16 protein-coding genes are annotated in these 18,711 nt (G+C 65.8%); 6 read left to right on the forward strand and 10 right to left on the reverse strand.

Annotated features, from left to right (window positions below):
• Window positions 1-61: 61 nt before the first annotated feature.
• Both KF688_12800 and KF688_12805 read left to right on the forward strand, forming a co-directional pair.
• Window positions 62-1,348 (forward strand): beta-ketoacyl-[acyl-carrier-protein] synthase family protein, encoded by a 1,287-nt coding sequence (locus KF688_12800; protein ID MBX3426553.1) that lies wholly within the window; start codon window positions 62-64, stop codon window positions 1,346-1,348.
• Window positions 1,349-1,701: 353 nt separating this feature from the next.
• Complete coding sequence (locus tag KF688_12805; protein ID MBX3426554.1) at window positions 1,702-2,451, forward strand: class I SAM-dependent methyltransferase; 750 nt, start codon at window positions 1,702-1,704, stop codon at window positions 2,449-2,451.
• A gap of 9 nt (window positions 2,452-2,460) precedes the next feature.
• Here KF688_12805 and KF688_12810 read toward each other — a convergent pair whose 3' ends face one another.
• The 3 genes from KF688_12810 to KF688_12820 all read right to left on the reverse strand — a co-directional run bounded on the left by KF688_12810 (window position 2,461) and on the right by KF688_12820 (window position 6,053).
• The gene (locus tag KF688_12810) at window positions 2,461-3,378 is read right to left on the reverse strand and encodes a hypothetical protein (GenBank protein ID MBX3426555.1); all 918 of its coding nucleotides are present in this window, start codon (window positions 3,376-3,378) and stop codon (window positions 2,461-2,463) included.
• A 308-nt stretch (window positions 3,379-3,686) separates the two neighbouring features.
• A complete protein-coding gene (locus KF688_12815; protein MBX3426556.1) occupies window positions 3,687-4,673 on the reverse strand; it encodes an aldo/keto reductase in 987 nt (328 codons plus the stop codon).
• A 45-nt stretch (window positions 4,674-4,718) separates the two neighbouring features.
• Window positions 4,719-6,053, reverse strand: coding sequence for a hypothetical protein (locus KF688_12820; GenBank protein MBX3426557.1), 1,335 nt, complete (start codon window positions 6,051-6,053; stop codon window positions 4,719-4,721).
• A 307-nt stretch (window positions 6,054-6,360) separates the two neighbouring features.
• Between KF688_12820 and KF688_12825 the strand changes: the two genes are divergently transcribed.
• The gene (locus KF688_12825; protein ID MBX3426558.1) at window positions 6,361-7,554 is read left to right on the forward strand and encodes an HRDC domain-containing protein; all 1,194 of its coding nucleotides are present in this window, start codon (window positions 6,361-6,363) and stop codon (window positions 7,552-7,554) included.
• Window positions 7,555-7,570: 16 nt separating this feature from the next.
• On the opposite strand, the gene KF688_12830 is transcribed toward KF688_12825, so the two are convergent.
• Complete coding sequence (locus KF688_12830) at window positions 7,571-8,515, reverse strand: hypothetical protein (protein MBX3426559.1); 945 nt, start codon at window positions 8,513-8,515, stop codon at window positions 7,571-7,573.
• Window positions 8,516-8,841: 326 nt separating this feature from the next.
• Between KF688_12830 and KF688_12835 the strand changes: the two genes are divergently transcribed.
• Together KF688_12835 and KF688_12840 are read left to right on the forward strand one after the other, a co-directional pair.
• Window positions 8,842-9,702: a hypothetical protein gene (locus tag KF688_12835; protein MBX3426560.1), complete on the forward strand. Its 861-nt coding sequence runs from the start codon at window positions 8,842-8,844 to the stop codon at window positions 9,700-9,702.
• Window positions 9,699-11,120, forward strand: a complete 1,422-nt coding sequence (locus KF688_12840; GenBank protein ID MBX3426561.1) for a hypothetical protein — start codon at window positions 9,699-9,701, stop codon at window positions 11,118-11,120. Before KF688_12835 ends, KF688_12840 begins: the two co-directional genes overlap by 4 nt.
• A 99-nt stretch (window positions 11,121-11,219) precedes the next feature.
• Here the strand turns inward: KF688_12840 and flhB are convergent, their stop codons facing one another.
• From flhB to KF688_12870, 6 genes are all read right to left on the reverse strand, one after another.
• Window positions 11,220-12,302 (reverse strand): flagellar biosynthesis protein FlhB, encoded by a 1,083-nt coding sequence (gene flhB, locus KF688_12845; GenBank protein MBX3426562.1) that lies wholly within the window; start codon window positions 12,300-12,302, stop codon window positions 11,220-11,222.
• Window positions 12,303-12,446: 144 nt separating this feature from the next.
• On the reverse strand, window positions 12,447-13,229 hold the full coding sequence (locus KF688_12850; protein ID MBX3426563.1) for a flagellar biosynthetic protein FliR: 783 nt from the start codon (window positions 13,227-13,229) through the stop codon (window positions 12,447-12,449).
• 108 nt (window positions 13,230-13,337) lie between these two features.
• Window positions 13,338-13,604 carry a flagellar biosynthesis protein FliQ gene (gene fliQ / locus KF688_12855; protein ID MBX3426564.1) on the reverse strand — a complete coding sequence of 89 codons (267 nt, stop codon included), beginning with the start codon at window positions 13,602-13,604 and terminating at the stop codon, window positions 13,338-13,340.
• A 157-nt stretch (window positions 13,605-13,761) separates the two neighbouring features.
• Window positions 13,762-14,667, reverse strand: a complete 906-nt coding sequence (fliP, locus tag KF688_12860; GenBank protein ID MBX3426565.1) for a flagellar type III secretion system pore protein FliP — start codon at window positions 14,665-14,667, stop codon at window positions 13,762-13,764.
• A gap of 73 nt (window positions 14,668-14,740) precedes the next feature.
• Window positions 14,741-15,430: a flagellar biosynthetic protein FliO gene (locus KF688_12865; protein MBX3426566.1), complete on the reverse strand. Its 690-nt coding sequence runs from the start codon at window positions 15,428-15,430 to the stop codon at window positions 14,741-14,743.
• Window positions 15,431-15,641: 211 nt separating this feature from the next.
• Window positions 15,642-16,598, reverse strand: a complete 957-nt coding sequence (locus tag KF688_12870) for a hypothetical protein (protein MBX3426567.1) — start codon at window positions 16,596-16,598, stop codon at window positions 15,642-15,644.
• 423 nt (window positions 16,599-17,021) lie between these two features.
• On the opposite strand from KF688_12870, the gene KF688_12875 reads away from it, so the two are divergent.
• A complete protein-coding gene (locus tag KF688_12875; protein MBX3426568.1) occupies window positions 17,022-18,626 on the forward strand; it encodes a BBP7 family outer membrane beta-barrel protein in 1,605 nt (534 codons plus the stop codon).
• The last annotated feature ends 85 nt before the right edge of the window (window positions 18,627-18,711 follow it).

An 18,711-nucleotide genomic window follows, 5' to 3' on the forward strand; every position in this document is an offset into this window, starting at 1 on the left:
GGAAAGCCTGCCTTGCCGCCGATGGCGTCAGGCACAATAAGCCTGATCTACCCAAGGGTCTTTGAGCATGCGTCGTCGCGTCGTCGTCACCGGTATTGGCTGCGTCACCCCGCTGGGGCATTCGCCCGAGGAGTTGTGGCGGAACCTGATGGCATGCAAGAGCGGCGTGGGGATCACGACCGTCATGGACTCGAGCAGCTATCCCACGAAGATCGCCGCCGAGGTGAAGGACTGGTCGATCGCGTCGGTCGGCGAGGACCCGGCCGTTTGGGACCAGCGGAGCCGACACACGCGATTCGCCGCCGGGGCCGCCAAGCAGGCGGTCCAGGAATCGGGGATCCTCGCGGGGATCGATCCGGGGCGATTCGGCGTCTATCTCGGCGCCGGCGAGGGCCAGCAGGATTTTCTGCGGTTCGGTCGGATGATGACCGCGGCCACCTCGCCCGACGGAACTTTCTCGCTAGCGAAGTTTGTCGCCGCGGGGATCGACATCCTGGAACCGACCGCTGAGCTGCAGCAGGAGCCGAACATGCCCTCGGGCTACCTTGCCGGGATGTTCGGCGCCGAGGGGCCCAACGCCAATTGCCTCACGGCGTGCGCGGCCAGCAGTCAGGCGGTCGGCGAAGCGACAGAGATCATTCGCCGCGGCGAAGCGGACGTCATGCTGTCGGGGGGCGCCCACAGCATGATCCACCCGTTCGGCGTGACGGGCTTCAATCTGCTCACCGCGCTTTCCACTCGCAACGACGAGCCGGAGCGGGCCTCGCGGCCGTTCGACCTGCACCGCGACGGTTTCGTCTTGGGCGAGGGCGCCGCGATGGTGATTCTTGAGGAGTACGAGCGGGCCAAGGCTCGCGGGGCGCACATTTACGGCGAGATCGCCGGGTACGGCACGACCGCCGACGCGTTCCGGATCACCGACACCCATCCCGAGGGGCGCGGCGCCATCGCCTGCATGAAGATGGCGCTGGCCGATGCGGGCAAGGGGCTCGACGAGATCCACTACATCAACGCCCACGGCACCAGCACCTCGGTCAACGACCGGGTCGAATCGCTGGCGATCCGCGAGACGTTCGGCGAGCGGGCGTACCAAATTCCCGTGTCGAGCACCAAGAGCATGACCGGGCACCTCATCGCCGCTGCTGGGGCGACGGAGCTGATTATCTGCCTGTTGGCAATGCGCGAGGGGGTCGTCCCGCCGACGATCAACTACGAGACCCCCGACCCGGCATGCGATCTGGACTACGTCCCCAACAAGCCGCGGGAGCACAAGGTGACGACTGCCCTGTCGAACAGCTTCGGCTTCGGCGGACAGAACATCACGCTGGTGGCGACGACTGTGTTATAGCGCTTTGACACAGCCCAATAGACTCGTCTAGGCGTGAATTTCACTTGAGTAAAAGCAATCCGCAGGCGGGTGGAGGAGCCGCGAGCTTGTCACCTTGGCCATGACGGGTCCCGTGATGCAGGCTTCGCCTTGAAAGCCGAACCGAAACAACGACGCTTTCTCGACACGATCCGGACCTCCTGAAAGGCGCCCCAGAGAAGAGGTTCGACCGCCTTTTCAAGCTGTCCAGGTTTTGGGGTCAACCTCCGTGATGCGAAAGTGCGGTTAATGACTGCGCCGAAAGTCGTTGACGATCGCTTGTGAACGCCTTCGCTGCACACGTGTCAACTCGCTCTTCGCTAGCGTGACGGTGAATGACGCGATTCCAACCTCCGCGCGACATGTACGATCCCCAGTTCGTGCGGGGGTTGTTCGACGAGATGTCACGGACCTACGGCGTCGTGAATTTCGTCTCCTCGTTTGGATTCTGCCGACGATGGCGACGGCAATGTCTGCGTGGGATTCAGATCGACGCCCCTGGGCATGCCGTCGACCTGATGACGGGCATGGGCGAACTTTGCCCGGACTTGTCGCGTTCGGTGGGCGAAACGGGGCAAATCACGGCGATTGACAGTTCGCCGGTCATGTGCGACGCAGCGCGCCGGCAAGCCGGGCGTCTGGCGCAACAGCTCGCTGCAATCGAGATCATCGAGGCCGACGCGCTGGCTTGTCCGTTGCCCGACGGCAGTGCGGACTACGTGTGCTCTTCGTTCGGTTTGAAGACGTTCAGCGCCGGTCAGGTGGCAGTCTTGGCTGCCGAGGTCGCGCGAATATTGCGACCGGGAGGCCGGTTCTCATTTGTCGAGATCTCGATGCCGAGCGCGAAATGGTTGCGCTGGCCTTATCTTTTCTATTTGCGATTTGCGATCCCGCTGATCGGCCGGCTGTTTTCGGGAAACCCGGATAATTATCGCATGTTGGGCGTCTATACGCAGGCCTTCGGCGATTGCCGTAACGTGGCGCGCGCGTTTGCAGCTGCGGGACTCGATGTCGAATCCCGCAGCTACTTTTTCGGATGCGCGACGGGAATCACGGGCGCCAAGCCCCGACCGACTGCAAGATGAGCGATTAGCTCAGTCCGCAAACAGCCCTGTACCGTACCAGATGCCGTTGGCGCCGCGGCGGATGTCGTAGCCGAAGACGCGGTGCGGACGGCTCACGCCGCGCCAGTGGCCCGATGACTGGCGCCAGCTCAAGACGCAGTCGACGCAGGAGTCGATCATCGTTTGCCCCGGCCAGCTCTCGGCGCAGACCTCGGTGACGCTGGTTCCCGCGGCGGCGCTGAGTTGGTGGAACCGCTGCTCGAAATTCTGATGCCCGCACTGCTGCACCTGGGCCTGATAGGACGCCTGTTGCGCGGCGCCGCTGGCCAGCGACGGGTCGAACCCGCCGAACGTGCTCTGCGGTCCTTCGGGATGGGTCCGCACGGCCCAGATCAACGTCCGCTGCGTGATCGTCCCGGCGGGCAAATCGATCGCGGCGGCGAGCCCGTCGACGCTCCAGCGGTAGTACTTGCCGCTGGCAAGAGGCAGCGCCGTGACCGCGTGGCCGTAGTACGGGGCGCTCTTGTGCGCGAGATCAATCATCACGAACCCGGGCCCGCCGTGCAATTCGTTGAACGCCGCGAAGCTCGCCAGTCGCTTGGCTTGCCCCTCGACCTCAATCGTCGCGTCTTGCGGAAGGCGGCATAGGACGACCTGGGCCAGCTTGGTCTGCACGTCCGCGCGAGCGGCAAGCGAAGCGTCGATCGACTGGCCCGTCGACGAACCAGCCGGCGGCGCCAAGTAGACCAGCAGCATTTTGTTCTGCCGCGAGGCTTCGCGGTACGCGCCGTAGTAGTCGTGCGACCAAGTTATCCCGGAATGCTGCGGCGCGCTCTTAGCGACCGGCTTGGTCCCGGAGGAGGTGGCAGCCAGCGCCGACGGGATGATCGCCTGCAGGCTCGCTGCGATGAACAGAGCGCTCGCGGTCGAGCGCATTATCAGATTCATGGCCATTTGATGTGAACTCCGGAGGTGAAGCGCGGCCCGCCGCCTTGAGCGCTTCAAGCAGAACGAACGGCAGCGGACGGGGGCCGCAATCGCGACGGCTGCGACGGCGTAGGAACGCCGAATGGAAGAGTTCGAGTGTAGCGGCCTCGCCCGTCGGCACAACCTCCCCAGAGCGCCTGAACTGCCTGTGTTCCCCGCTTTTTGGCCGAATTGGTCGAAAACTTGCGTCCCCCGAGAACCAGCAAAAGCCAGTTCAGGGCTGGGCCAGGCGGGCGGGCTGCGGAGGACAGGCTCCGCGCGACCCCGGGTCACCACAGGTGGTGGACCTGCGGTTTGATCCGTTCGTCGTACAGACGCTCGACCGCCGCCATGACGCGGTCGTCGAGCGGCGGCAGGTCGGCGGCGGCGACGTTGTCGTCGACCTGGATTGGGTTTTTCCCGCCAGGAATTGCGCAGGTCACCGCAGGGTTCATCAAGATCCATCGCAGCGCAAACTGGGCGAGCGTCGCCCCCGCGGGGACGAGCCCGCGCAGTTCCTCGACCGCCGCGAGGCCCGTTTCGTAGTCGACCCCGGCAAAGGTTTCGCCGCGGTCGAATTGCTCGCCTTGCCGATTGAATTGGCGATGGTCGTCTGGGGCGAACTGGCTGTCGCGGCGGAGCTTGCCGGTGAGCATCCCGCTGGCAAGCGGGACCCGCGCAAGGACGCCGACGTTCCTCCGCTGCGCCTCGGCGAAGAACAAATCGGCCGGTCGTTGGCGGAAGATATTGTAGATGATTTGCACTGTGTCGACGCCGGGGCGTTCGATCGCTTTGAGCGCCTCCTCGACTCGCTCGACGCTGACGCCGTAGTGCCGAATCTTGCCGGCTTGCTTCAACTGGTCGAGTGCGTCAAACGCCTCGGGGCGGTAGTAAACGTCGGTCGGGGGGCAGTGGAGTTGCACGAGGTCGAGCGCCTCGACTTCAAGATTCAAGAGACTCCGCTCGACGAATTCCGTCAGATTCGCACGGGTGTAGCCGTCGGCGGTGTGGGGGTGGAGTCGCCGCCCCGCCTTGGTGGCGACCCAGAACAGTGCGTCGGGCCGCTGGCGGCGCAACTCGGCGATCAGCCGTTCGCTGCGGCCGTCGCCGTACACGTCGGCCGTGTCGATGAAATTGACGCCGCGGTCCAGCGCGCGGTGCAGTGCGGCGAGCGAGTCGTCGTCGCTCACCTGCCCCCAACTGCCGCCGATGGCCCAGGCGCCGAAGCTGACGGTCGAGACGTTCCAGCCGGTCCGGCCGAGGGTGCGGTATTGCATTGCGGCGACGTCAAGGTTGAGAGCGGAGAGAAGCGGGCGAAGGAATTATCTCGCGCGGAGCGAGCTGCGCAAGGTCCCGGCCGCACAAATCACGGCAATCAGCCCGGCGCTTTCGGCCATCGGCTCGGGGACGGCTGCGGCGGCCGAAGCTGACGGGAAGGCCGAGCCAAAGCCGGCTTGCCACGCAGCGAGTTCCTCGGCGCCGTAGGTTCCGGGATAGCCGCGCTGCCAAACGAGGAAATCGGCGCCGTCGACGATTTCGTCGTCGTTGAAATCGCCCTGGAGCCCCGGCAGCGTGTACTCGACGACCAATCGCGGCGGGATCGAAGTGGAGAACGTCGAGTCGGACGCGGTGAACCCGACGTATTGCGGGAGGTCGAGACTTCGCAGTCGCACCCCCGCGTGCGTGGCTTGGCCGACCAGCGAGGCGATGAACGAATGGTTCAACGGCAATTGCCCAGAAGAGGCAGCCGACGTGGGGTCTGTCACGGCCAACAGCGTTCCCGGCGTTGTTCCGTCGGGGAGCGAGGGGATGCCGTCGCCGGCGAACCCGACGATTTCGATTCGCGGGGCGCCGGAAGAGACGTAGAAGTCGAGATCGAGATAGGCCCCCTGCACGACCGCTCCGGCGGGCAACCCGGCGAGCGAAAACTCCATGATCGGCCTCTGTTCGGGAAACGACAGGTCTCCGGGAAACCCGCCGATAACCAGGGCGGTTTCGCCCTCGATCATTGAGGAGACGGCGCCCGGGCGATACTGCACGTCGTAGGTTGCGTCGACGCGGTACTTGTAAGGCGTCGAGGGGGTCGGGTCGATCCAGGTCTGAAACCCGAGTTCCTCGACGCTCGCAGACCAGGGAATGTTAAGCAAGTTGCGAAAGAACCCCGTGCCGCCGGGATAGGAGTTGGGTTTGGAGCGCCAGGCCGCAACGGGATCTCCTCCGCTGCGGCGCATCGAGATCGCGTACTGCTCGCCCGATTTTGCATGAATTCCCGCGCTCGACAGGTCGACGCTGACGAACGGCGGAGGATCGGCCAGCGAGTTGATCACTGGGACGTCGTTGATGGAAATCACCGTGTTGAACAACCGGCTCTTGTCGTCGATTGCAGGAAGCCCGCCGACGAGCGGCCGCAGTTCAAGCGTGACGTCGCCCGCAGCGCCAGCGAACTTGCCGAGTTGTACGTCGATTTGCGACAACAGCCCATCCGTGGCGACAGTGAACGACTGGGCCCAGAAGTTGCTTGGCCGCAGGCTAAGCGCAGCCGAATTGCCGCCGACGTTGTTGCTGGCGTCGAGCGCTGGCGCTGCGAGAAGGGAGGACGTCGCTCCCCACCCAAGGCCGACGAGCAGACAGCAGACGAGCGCGAAGCCGCGAATCATGGCTTGTCCCCTTGAGTGAAAAGCATAGCGGCCGGGCCGCGGCCCGGACTCGCAACGGGCGAGCGACTGGAAATCGTCGCCGACGCCTTGCCGGATGATACCACCGGCTCGATTCGCAAGGACACTCCCTGACTTCCGGCGCAGCCAATTGGCGATTCCCTCGCGGAATCGCGCGAGTCGGATCGGGCTTGGGCGTTCCCCGGAGATGGCGATGCAGCGGGCTTCACCAAATTGCCGTGATCGCCTAAGATGACGCGGGGGCGGTGGAACCGTCCCGCCCGCCTGCCCCAAGCCTTGCATCCCCTCCGTGCCTGCACCGACCATCACCCGCCAGCGTCAGCTCGACGACCTTTGCGAGCGTCTGCGAACCGCCCCTGAGATCGCTTTCGACACCGAGTTCGTGTCCGAGGACACGTTCTATCCCGAGTTGTGTCTTATTCAGGTCGCGACTCGCGACGAAATGGCCGTTGTCGACCCCCAGGAGGTCGACGTGCGGGAGTTCTGGCGCGTCATCGCCGAGGGGGAGCACGTTTCGGTCTTTCATGCGGGGCGCGAGGAGCTCAACTTCATTCTCCGCGCCGTCGGAGCGGCGCCGAAGAGGCTGTTCGACGTTCAGTTGGCCGCGGGGTTCTGCGGGCATGAGTACCCGGCCTCCTACGGCGCCGTCGTGGGACGAATCCTTGGCGAAAAGCCGATGAAGGGAGAGCAGCGCACCGACTGGCGCCGGCGCCCGCTCACCAAGGCTCAGATCGAATACGCCTTGGAGGACGTGCGGTTCTTGTTGCCGCTGTTCGACAAGTTGCAGGCGATCCTCAAACGCCGCGACCGCGCCGCGTGGTTCGCCGAGGAACTCGATCGGTGGCGCGACGACGTCGTCGCGGCCCAGGATCGCAAGGACTGGCGGCGAGTCTCCGGAATCGGCGCCCTGAAGTCGCAACAACTGGCGATCGTCCGCGAACTGTGGTTCTGGCGCCAGGAGGAGGCCCAGCGACTCAATCAGCCTCCCAAGCGTCTGCTGCGCGACGACTTGCTGGTCGAAATCGCCAAGCGGAAAATCGACCGTCCCGACCAAATCCTCGCCATCCGCGGCCTGCAGCGCAACGCACTCAAACGGGGCGCCGTTGATCTGGCCGAGTGCGTCCGTCGCGGGCTCGCCACGCCGCTGGAGAAGCTCTTTCGGGGCCCGCGCCGCGAACTGCCGGCGCAGCTCAACCTGCTGGGCCAGTTTCTCACTCCGGCGCTGACGTCGATCTGTCGCCAGGCCGAAGTCGCCGCGAGCCTGGCCGGGACCGCGAGCGACGTTCGCGATCTGATCGCCGAACGGCTCGGCTACGGTACGGAAGAGGGGGAAGGGCCGCCGCGGCTGTTGAGCGGGTGGCGCGCCGAGCTGGTCGGCAATCTCATCGACGACCTGCTTGCAGGGCGCAAGAGCATCCGCATCACCGACGCCTCGCAGGAAGATCCGCTGGCGTTTGACGAGGTGTCGGCGAAGCCGTCGTAGCAGCGCCCGCGTCCCGTCACCGCAGGCCGGAGTTGGCTGTCGACGGGGGCGGCAGCACGAGGGGGCCGCTGGCCGAGAGCGGGCTGGCAGGTCGGGACTCGTCGGTCGCATCGGTCTCGCGGGGCGCCGTCGTCGCCGACGAAGCCGTTGCCGTGCTCGAGGCCGGGACCACGTTCGGATCGTTGACGGCGACCGTCGCGGCGGCCGAGCTTGTCCGCCCGGGGAAAAGCGCCGGATCAGCCATCGACGCCACGCGAGCGTCGTCGTTGTCGGCGCGGTTTTTCTTGGCGTCTTCTTCCAGCTTGCGACCGGCGAGGCGCGTTCCCTGGTAGATCGTGCCGCGGTTGAACGGCCCGGCGCCGAAGAACCAGATGTCGTTCGCCGTGCTCTCGTTCGCGACGATGCCCGACTGCCACACGGGCTCGCCCGAGTCGCGGCGATACGCGAAGACGGCCAGCTTGGCGACGCCCCGTTGGTTGCGGCGCTTTGCGATGGGGATTTCGGGAATCGCCGCAGGGAGGGTCGTCGTCACGCCGACCTGCGGCACGTTCGTCGCGGGGATGCCGAACAGCAGGTCGTGATTGTCGGTCCCCACGGCCCCGGCCCGCGGCTCGACGACGAACTCGGCCTCGTCCCGTTTGTCCTTGAGCACGCAACCGCTGGCTAGCAGATGCTGCCGCATCGAGCTGACGAGATACGATTTGTCGACCACCTCGGCCAGTTGACGTTCCTCGAAGTAGATCGATTGCCCGGCGAGCGGCGTGAAGTCGATCTGTTGGACGGCCCGATCGACCGCGTCGGAAATGAGGAGTTGCTCGGTGGCCGTGCGCATCGTGTTCGAGGTGCGCGTCGAACCGCACCCCGCCGCAAGGACGAGCGTCGCCGCGACTGCGCACCACGCGGCCCGTCGCCAATTGCGATCGACGCTTGTCGTCCGGGAGTATCGTCGAACCGAGATCATGCGCTGCGAAACCAAGCCAAGCTCGGCGCCGGGACGGCGTCAAGCGGGCGGCGGATTATAGCGGCCCGCGGCGAGCGACCAACCCCAGGCGAAAGGTCGATTGCTAGCACCGCGGCGAATCGGTTTTCCTGCAGGAGTTCATCGTTCGGCTGGGCTCGCCACGACGGCGCGAGTACACTGACTTGCTAGCACCGCGCCGCTGGCTGGGCGCTAATCGTTCTGTTCTCCCGGATCGTCGGCCGTTGACCACGCGCTCGTCCCATCGTCTTGTCCGTAACGCTGCGCCCCGCTCGGGCCTTCCGACGCGGTTGGTCTCGTTGACGGCGATGCTGCTGCTCGTCGTCGCGGCGATGGGGTACGTTCGCCGGCCGGAGACCGTGGACCGGTTGGGACGCGTCTTCGGCTTGGCGCCGGCCCGACCCGCGCTCAGCGAGCCCGCGGCGGTCGTCCCCGCGGCCGCATTCGACGAGGCGAGTCCTGCGGCGGACCCCTTCGTCCCCCTCGACGCGGCCTGGGACGAGGTGAAGGACAACGCTCCGTTTCGCGCCAAAGAATCCCCGGCTTGGTTCGCGGTGTTGAAGGCCGTCGGCGAATGTTCGGTCGACGAGTTGGCCGCGGCGTCGCTCGGCGAGACGACCTTCGCGCAGCTTCGCACGCAGCCGGAGGCCTATCGAGGGCGAGTCGTCACGCTGCGCGGCGTCGTGCGACAGGTTGCTCGGCAACAGGCCCCGGCGAACGACCAGGGGATCGAGTCGTACGACCAACTGTGGCTCGCCCCGGCCGGGGGAGGTCAGTGGCCGCTGGTCGTGTACGTGCTCGGACTTCCGGGGGGCTTTCCTCGCGGCGATGAGCTGCGCGAGCCGGCGACAATTCACGCCGTGTTCTTCAAGAATTGGTCGTACAGCTACGGCGACGGACTGGGGTTGGCGCCGGTCGCGGTCGCGAAGTCGTTCGCGTGGAGCAGCCCGAGCGCCGCCGCGTCGGCCGACGATCCGGCGCCCCAGCGGCTCTGGCCGATCGTCCTTGGGGCCTTGGCGATCGCGGCTGCGGGAGTCGCCTACGCGGCGCGACGCACGCGGCGACCCCGCCGCGCGGGGCATGGATCGGCGATCATCGATGCGTCTCTGGAAGCCGCGGACGTGCGCGAGCGGCTCGAGCGCTTGGCCGAGCGGGAGTCCTCGTCGTGAACCGCCGAGCGCATCGTCCGGGGGTCGTTGTTGCGACGGGGAGCCTGCTGGTGCTCGCCGTCGCGGGCTCGCACGCAATTGCCGCGGACGAAGGGTTCGCCGCGATGTTGGCCGACGCGGGGATCGAGCTTGGGGAGCTTCGCGAGCTGGCCGACGCGGCTCGATCTGACGCGCCGCTTGCTGCGGAGAATCACCGAACCGCCCGGCAAACATTGCGGCGGCTGCGGCAGCTTGGCGAGGCGACCCTTGCCGAGCAGGCCGGGACGATTGACGCGACGGCGCCCGGCGAGTTGGTCGCCGTCGGCGGCGACGCGATTGCGGTCCGCATGCTGCCGGGCGATTCCGAACCAAGCGTTCCCGACGAGTTGCCGACGGTCGCGGCGAGCGTCACCATCGTCACCCGGAGCGGTCCGGTCGTGGTGCTGACCTCGGCGTTGCCGCGCGCCTGGCGCGATCCGACGCCGAGCAACGACTTGCCGGAGCACGTGCGGGTGACGGGGGTCCTGCTCGACGAGCTCGACCCGACTGCGGCCAATCCGGACGACGTCCCCTGCGTCGTCCTCGCCACGAGACTGCAGTGGTTGCCGCGCGAGCGCGTCCCCGCAGGGTGGCGGTGGCTGGCCGAGCACGGGTTGGACGTCTCGCTGCTCGACGAGGTGCGCCATAAGCAGCCGTTCGTCGAGCCGCGAGTCAGCCGCGAAGGAGAAGCGTTCCACGCTTGTCTTGAGACGGTGGCCGCGGGGAATGCTGACGAGCTCGAACGGCTGGCGGCCGCCGACATCGCCGCGCGCTTGCCGGCGATTCGCGAAGCGCTGGCGAACGCTCGGGCCGCGGCGTCAGCGGCGAACGCTTCGCGCGAGCAGGCGACCGCCGTCGCTCTGGCGGCCGCCGAACTTGAGCGGGGCGAAGCGGGCCGCTCCTCGGCGGCGCCGTTGTTTCTTCGTCCCGAGGAGTCGCTCGGTCAGTTCGTGCTCGTCGAGGGGATCGTGCGCCGCGCGGCAAAGATCTTCGGCGAGGAGGGCGCCATCAGCCACTTCGAAATCGATCTCTACCCGGTCGATTCGCAGAACATGCCGATCGTCTGCTGCGTCGCGCGGCTCCCCGCGGGGTTCCCGCTGGGGGACGCGGTTCGCGAACAAGCCCGCGTCGCGGGGGTTTTTTTCAAGCTGTGGACCTACCGCACGCGGCCCGATGCCGACGGGGGGACGAAGACCTCGGCGGCGCCGATCGTGATTGCCGCGGAACCGACGTGGCTTCACGCCCCGACGCCGATCGAGTCGAATCGCTGGGCGATCGCCGGGGGGGCGGCGTTTCTGGTCGGACTGGCGGGGTTGTGGATCGCCCTGTGGCGCTCGCACCGCGGCGAGCGGAGGCGACCCGCACGAATCGAAGCGCCGCCGCTGCGCTTGCCGGAGTGACAATCCGCCGAACCGCGTTCAGGACAATTGTGCTTCCCGTTCAGGCTCGCGTGCTGGGCGGCCCATCAAGCCGAGCCTTGGCCTCGCTCGGGCAGCACGTCAGGCCGCGTTCAGCGCCGGCATCGTTTTGCCCTTGAGTTTGTAGACGTAGGCCAGCACTTCGGCGACCGCCGCGTAGCTGTCGTCGGGGATCGGCCGGCCGACGTCCACCTCTTTGTACAGGAGCTGCGCGAGCGGCTTGCGCTCGACGACGGGGATGTTGTGTTCGAGAGCCAAGCGGCGAATTCGCTGGGCCAGCACCCCGGCGCCCTTGGCCACCACGACCGGTGCGGCCATCTGGAGCGGGTCGTACTGGATCGCCACCGCCAGTTCGGTGGGATTGGTGACGACGACGTCGGCTTTGGGAACTTTGTCGCCGATGCGGTTCAGCGCCATCTGGCGTTGGATTTGCCGTCGCCGGGCGACGACCTGCGGGTCCCCTTGCAGGTTCTTCATCTCCTCGCGGACCTCCTGGTGGGTCATCATCAGGTCCTGCTCGTGCGACCAACGTTGGAAGCCGTAGTCGAACAGCGCCAATACCAGCAGCGCTCCCCCGACCCACAGCGCGGTCGAGAAGATGACGTCGGCCAGCATCCGGGCAAGCTCGGGGATCGCCAGTTGCGAGGCGAGGAGCACTTCCTCGCGGCGGTTGTAGATGACAGCCCCTGCGACGATCGACACGATCGCCACTTTGAACAGCCCGAACCCCAGTCGCATGACGCCTCGCAGCGAAAAGATCCGCTTGAGCCCCGCCAGCAGGCTGAGCCGCGACCAGTCGGGGCTGATCTTGTCCGGCAGAAAGAGCAGTCCGAATTGAAAGACGCTCGTCAGGGCCCCGGCGATCATCAGCAGTCCCAAGATCGGCAGCAGCCACGTCGCGAGGTTGCGCAGCAGGGCGTGGCTATGCTCGACGAACGCTCGGGGATCGGTCTCCAGCGGCGGGACGCTTCCCAACTGCAGCGTGAGATAGTCGGCGATCCCTGCGCACATGGCCGGCCCCCACATCAGCACCAGCGACACGCCGACGAGCAACAGGGCCGCGGACCCAAGGTCCTGGCTGAACGCAACTTGTCCCTGCTCCCGCGCCTGTTGACGCCGATGCGGAGAGGCATCGTAGTTCTTCTCCCCGGACTGCTCGGGCATAGGTTAGGGGGGACTAGGGGACCAGAGGACGACAGGACAATGGGACGACAGGACGATAGAACGGCGGGCCATCGGGAGAAGCGGCGCTTGGTTGTCGTCAGCTCTTGTTTACCGCTGTCTCCTGGTCCCTTGGTCCTCGATTCTCTACGTTCCCCCCGCCGCTGCGATTGCTTCGCGGATCAGCGTGATCGCGTCAATGGCTCGTTGGGGGAAGGTGAGCGCGATCGCTCCGATCGAGACGACCAACGCGGCCAACGTCGTCAGGGCGTTCACGCTGAAGCCCACCGCCAGCACGTTAATCTGCGGCAGCGTGCGGCCGACGAGCCCAAGCACGAGCGTGGCCAACAGAAGCGCCGTCATCGCGGGCGCCGAGGCGCGAATCCCCAACAGGAAACTTTGCCCCAGAAGCGTCGTCGCGGCATCGACGTAAGATTGGCCCCAGGCGGCGCGTCCCGGCGGGAGCCAAGCGTAGGTTTCCAGAATCGCTTCGACCATCATCACATGGCCGTCCAGCAGCACGAACATCGCCAGTGCGAGGAAGTAGAAGAATTGACCGTAGACGGAAACGTTCTCGTCGAGCGCCGGATCGTACGACTCGGCGACGGCCGTGCCGCCGATCTGGCTGACGATCTGCCCCGTGAGTTGAATGCCGCTGAGCAGGATCGTGATCCCCAGTCCCAGCAGGGCGCCGAGCAGGGCCTCGCCGACGATGCTCCACGCGAGCCCGACGAGCGACTCCAGCGGCCCCACGACCGACCCGGTTTGCAGCGGCGTGACGATCAGCGCGAGGCCCACTGCCAGAAACGCCCGCGCATGCAACGGGGCGGCCTTGGTGCTGAGCAAGGGAGCGGTCATCACGACCGCCCCGACCCGCGCCAGGACGAGCACGAACGCGCCGAATTGGTGTAGCAGCAGCGTTTCGAGCATAGGACGGAAGCGGGGGACGACGGGAAGAACGGCAGATCGGACGACGGACTTACGGGACGACGGTCCTGCGGTCCCGTCGTCCCCTGGTGCTCCGCTCCCCCGAGTCCGTCACAACGTCTCCGGGATGTTCCGGATCAGCGTTTCCGCGTACTCGACGAGTCGCGAGATGATCCACGGAAGGGAGAACGCCAGGGCAAGGACCATGGCGACGAGCTTGGGGACGAAGGCGACTGTTTGTTCTTGAATCTGCGTGAGCGCCTGGAGCAAGCCGATCGCCAGCCCGACGACGGTCCCGGCGATCAGGACCGGCGCCGCGATCAGCGTAGCGATCAGCAGGGCCTCGCGGCTAAGGTCGATGGCAGTTTCGGGGGACATTGGGGTCAGGGGGGTAGGGGGTGGAAGCAGGACGCAGCGAGTCCGAATCGATCCCAATCACGAGCGCTTTGGCAGAGGCTGAATTTCGAGCTGACAAAGCACGAGTGCTTTGACGCCCGCCAGACGTCGAGCTGACAAAGCACTCGTCGCCAATCCCTCACCCCAGTACTGCGAAGCTCTCCAGCAGCATCTCGACGACCAGTCTCCAGCCGTCGACCAAGACGAACAGCAGCAGCTTGAACGGCAGCGAGAGCAGCACCGGCGGAAGCATCAGCATGCCCATCGAGATCGTCACGCTCGCCACGACGATGTCGAGGATCACGAACGGCAGGTAGATCTGAAACCCGATCAGAAACGCGGTTTTGAGTTCGCTGAGCATGAACGCCGGCAGCAACGCCTGCAGCGGCACGTTTCGCTCGTCGGGCCCCGCGCCGAAGTAGACGTAATTGTCGGGCAACTCGCCCGTGTCGGGGTCCCGTTCGCTAGGCAAGTAGCTCAGGAACAGGTGGACCGAGTCGTCGTTCTCCGTGCGGCGGATTTGCTCGGCCATGAATCGCCGAACCGGCTCGACGCCGCGATTCCACGCTTCGTCGAGGCCGATCTTTTTCTCGGTGTACGGCTTGATCCCCTGGTTGTACGCCTCGTTCCACACGGGGGTCATCAGCAGCGCCGTCATGAACAGCGCAATCGAGGTGATCACCTGACTGGGGGGAAGTTGCTGCGTGCCGAGCGCCTGCCGCAGCAGGCCCATGACGACCAGGATCCGCACGAAGCTGGTCGTCATCAGCAGAATCGCCGGCGCCAGACTCACCACGGTCAGCAGGAGCAGGACCTGCATCGCCGAGGTCATCCCCTCGGGGCTCGTCCACTGCTGCGGTCCGCCGAGCCCCGCGGGAATCAGCGCAGACGGCGCCATCGCCGTCTGCGCCGCCACGGAATCGGCCGCCAAGGCGACCACGAAAACGCACAGGGTGCGAAGGGAGCAGCGGATTGACCAAGCGCCAGCGACCAATGACCAAGGGCGGAACGAATCGCTGGGCGATTCCCCTCCGCGCTTGGTCATTGGGATTTGGTCATTGGTCATTGTCGCGCCTTGCGTTTGACATGCCAGATCATCGCCGGCGATCTGGCGCCGCTTAGCGGCGGCTTGCTTCGCGGCCTAGGAAGCCGCGGGCCGGTTCGCGGGCGAGTTGGGCGAGGACTTGCTGGAACTCCGCAGCCGGGCCGTGCAGAGCGCCGGCCGAGCAGAGCCCTGCGATGCGGTCGACTTCCGCGGCGTCGGTCACCTCGGCGAGCGTTTGGACCCCTTCGGGCGCGATCGCCAGCAGCACCAGTTTGTTGCCGATGCGGATCAGATGGGCGACGCTTCGCCCCGCGAGCGGCGCCACGCCCAACAGCGCGAACGCCTCGTGCGGCAACATGCCCGGAGACTTGGATTTGCCGCGGCGCATCAGCAGCGCGCACACGACGAACAGCCCGACCACCGCCGCGAGACCCCCGGCCGCGGTCGTCAGCGACTCGCCGGCGGGGAACGAGAACGGCAGCTTGGAACGCGTCGGAGAGCTTGTCGCGGCGCTTCGCACCAGCGGGAGATTCACGCCGCCGCGCGGGAGCAGCCGGCGACTCTCCTCGGAATCCGTACGACTCGTAGGCGTGGTTGCGTCAGCAGCCACGGCGGCTCCGTCGCCCCCCTCGTCATCCTCGCGATGAAACGACAGCAGCACCTCGCCAGCCTGGGCGTGAAGCCGCGCTGCTGGCAACGAACACGCCGCGGCGCAGCCGAGCGCGAGGATCCGCCAAGTTACGTTCCAACAACGGGGCGACATGAGCACAGCACAAGCCCGCGGCATCGCGGCAACGGGCCGCGCGCCGTGCGCCATGCACGCCGCCAGCGGTCCCGCGGGCTTATAGGCCTTGCCGCGACGTTGCGCCCAGGGCAGTTGGCGTGCTAGCAGAGCATGGCGAGACTTGCGAGACGAGTCGTGGAGAGCGAAAGGCAAGTGGCGCTGTTCGTCCCTCCTCTGTCCGCGTTCACCCTCATTCCTTCCTCAGATCCCACGCCTCCAGCCACTCGAGGCTGACCGGGCGCATGGCGAATTCCTCCACCAGGCGGTTATGCATGTCGGAGAGGTGGCCGGCGCCGTAGAAGACGGCCAGCCGTGCCGTGCCGGCGTCGAGTTGCTTGCGCAAGACGGCCAGGGCCCGCTTGTTGCGCTCGGTGATCAGCGTCGACCCGTCGGGGCCCGAGAGGCCGACCATCAGCGACTCCATCCCCTCGAACTGCTTGGCCATGGCAATCTTCAGCCGCCGGGCTCGGTCGTCCGACAGCAGCGCCAGCATGAAGTCGAACCCCGGCGAGTCGCCGCTCGACTGGTTCTGGCTTTGCTGCGCCATCGAGGTCCCGATCAACCGCAGGTACATCTTGAGGAACCCGTCGTCGCGCTCGGCCATCGACTGCTGGAACTCCTCGGGCGACATGTCGGCGTGGACGAAGTTGCGGGCCGTGTAGTTGATCTGTTCGAGCTGGTGCTCGAGCTCCAGCATCGACTTCATGCCGTTTTGCATGGCGCCCAGGGGGTGGGCGTTCGACGTGCCGCGGCCCTTGGGGACGACGGTCCCCTCAGGAGCGACCAGCTCGTACAGCACGGCGTCGTAGGTGCGAAACCGGCGATTGAGGGCGTCGTAGTAGCTCTGATCGCCGATGTGGACCGCCCCCACCAGATCGACGTACCGCGGGTAATCGCCGGGGGCCCGTTGGGGGTCGAACTCGGTCGCGGGGACGTACCGGACGACGGCCGTGGTCATCGCCGTCGGTTCGTCGGATTTGTCGCGGACGAGTTCGACCCAGCGCTGGCCGACGTCCTCGGGGAGTTCTCCCTGGGCGAGGATGGTCGTCGCCTCGCGGGCTTGGCATCCCCCGGCCCACAGCGGGGCGAGCAGCCAGCACAGGATCGCCAGCGGGGTCGGGGGCCGAAGCGGCAGCGGGATTCTCATGGCACGGGTCGCCGGGGGAAAGCTCGGAAGCGGCAAGGAAGCAAGCTAGCGAAAGTATACGGGGCGGAAAGGCGTGAAGGCGAGGGTGCGGGGCCGTCGATCGCGGTGTTGGCAGGGCAAGTTCCCGCAGATCCGCCGCGCTCAAAGCGCCCCCGTCGGCAGGGTTGTTGAAGGGGACAGGCGCGTTTGCGGAGCGCAAGTTTCAGGGAGTTCTTGCCCTTGATCCGCCGGCCAGCCCCCGTTTTCAACGGGCCGCTAGCGTCACGTCCGGCATTTTCGGCACTGTTTACCAATCTTACTCAACCGCTTCGACCGGCGCGTCCGATACTACCCGCACAGATAGGCCTCGAAGTCTGTCTGCAGGACATGAGCCAACCGTGGTGCGCCGACCGTGCGCCGCCTCCCACAGGGGATGGGAATCCTATGACTTTTCGATCTCTTCACAAATGGATCGCGGCGTTGGGCTTGGCGGCGTCGAGCGGGCTCGCCCCGTCGGCTTGGGCGCAGGCGCAGGACGCCTACTGCGGTCCGGCCTGCGACTTCGAGACGCAGTGGTTCGCCCCTGTGGACTTTGACTTCAACTGCCGGCCGATTGAGAAGGAGTGCGGCTTCTTCTTCAATTACAACCGGCTGGTGTGGGCGATGACCGGCGAACGGACGACGATCGGCGCCCGCGGGGTGACCGATCTGTCCGAGGTCATCTACTACGGCGAGACGGTCGACCTGAACGGCGGCGGGACCAACCCGTTTGCCAACGGCGACCCGCCCCCGCCGTACTTGATTCAGAACGGAATCCAGGAAGCGCCCCCCGACGCGGACCTCGGCTGGGGGACGCGGTACGAAGTGGGGTATCAGTCCGGCGGACGATCCTGGATGGTAGGCGTTCTGGATGGGCCGGTATCGAGCACCTACAAGGTGTATGGATTCCAGCATTTGGCATATCCAAACAGTTTTCCTGCGTGGAACGACCTGCCGCTGTTGGCCAATGACTTGCTGGGAACCACCGGGTTTTCGATCGAGGAGTTCGACTTCACCGGAGGCGGTTTCGGAGTCCAGGCGCCCCATTCAGGGACGGCGGCAATCCCCACGACAGCCAATGGATTCGGTTCTGTACACGTCAATTTCGAAAACAACGATCAACACCTGTTCGGATTCAGGGACTATGTCAACGATGTGCTTGGGACGTTGGGGGGACCTGGTGTTCGTGTCGTCGGTATTGCCGTCGAGAACGGAATTATCACGGAACTCGAAGTCCTCGCGGGCGGCGATTTGCTCATCGACGATCTGAACGGCAACGCCATCAATGGGTTCATCTTTATTGTCGATCCGGTGACTGATGCGATTATTGGACTCTTGACCGACTGGGGCGATCTCGCTCGCTTCAACGTGGCTTTCGACACGATGGCGGTTCGCAATACGACCCGCACCGACGGCGTTGAAGTAATGCACACTTGGGACATCGACACTTCGCATCTGCCGGTCAAGGAGCAGCGAAACAGCTTCCAATTCGGGATTGGCGCCCGGTTCTTTAAGATGAAAGACACGTTCTACTGGGATGGTCGCGGCAGTATCCTCGGCCGAACCTATCAGGAGACGATCGCCGACAATCAGATCGTCGGCCCCCAGATTCGGGCCGCCTGGAACCAGCAACACAAGCGGTGGAGCATGGGCGTCGACGCCCGGTGTCTGCTTGGCTACAACGTCACCGACATCGGCCAGACGGCCGCGTTCGGCGAGAATCTAGCGCCTGGGCAGCCGAATTCGCTCCTCTACACCCAGCCGACGTTTTCCACTGCCGGCAAGCAGCACAACGAGTTCTCGCCGCTGGTCGAAGTGCGGGCCGAGGCTCGGTATCAGGTCACCAGCGCCTTGGCGCTCAAGCTCGGTTATACCGGGATCTTCGTCGACAACGTGACTCGAGCCTCCGAGGTGGTCGTCTATCGGATTCCCGACATGGGCATCCGCGGCGGCGGGGATCAGGAGGTGTTCATCAACGGCGTCGACTTCGGTTTCGAGTTGGTCCACTAACCGCGAGCCAAGCAGACCAACGCTTGCAGACATTCCGCGAAAGCCCCGACCGCAAGGCCGGGGCTTTTTTCATGCGCCCTCGGCG

This window comes from Pirellulales bacterium (assembly GCA_019636345.1).
Classification (GTDB): domain Bacteria; phylum Planctomycetota; class Planctomycetia; order Pirellulales; family Lacipirellulaceae.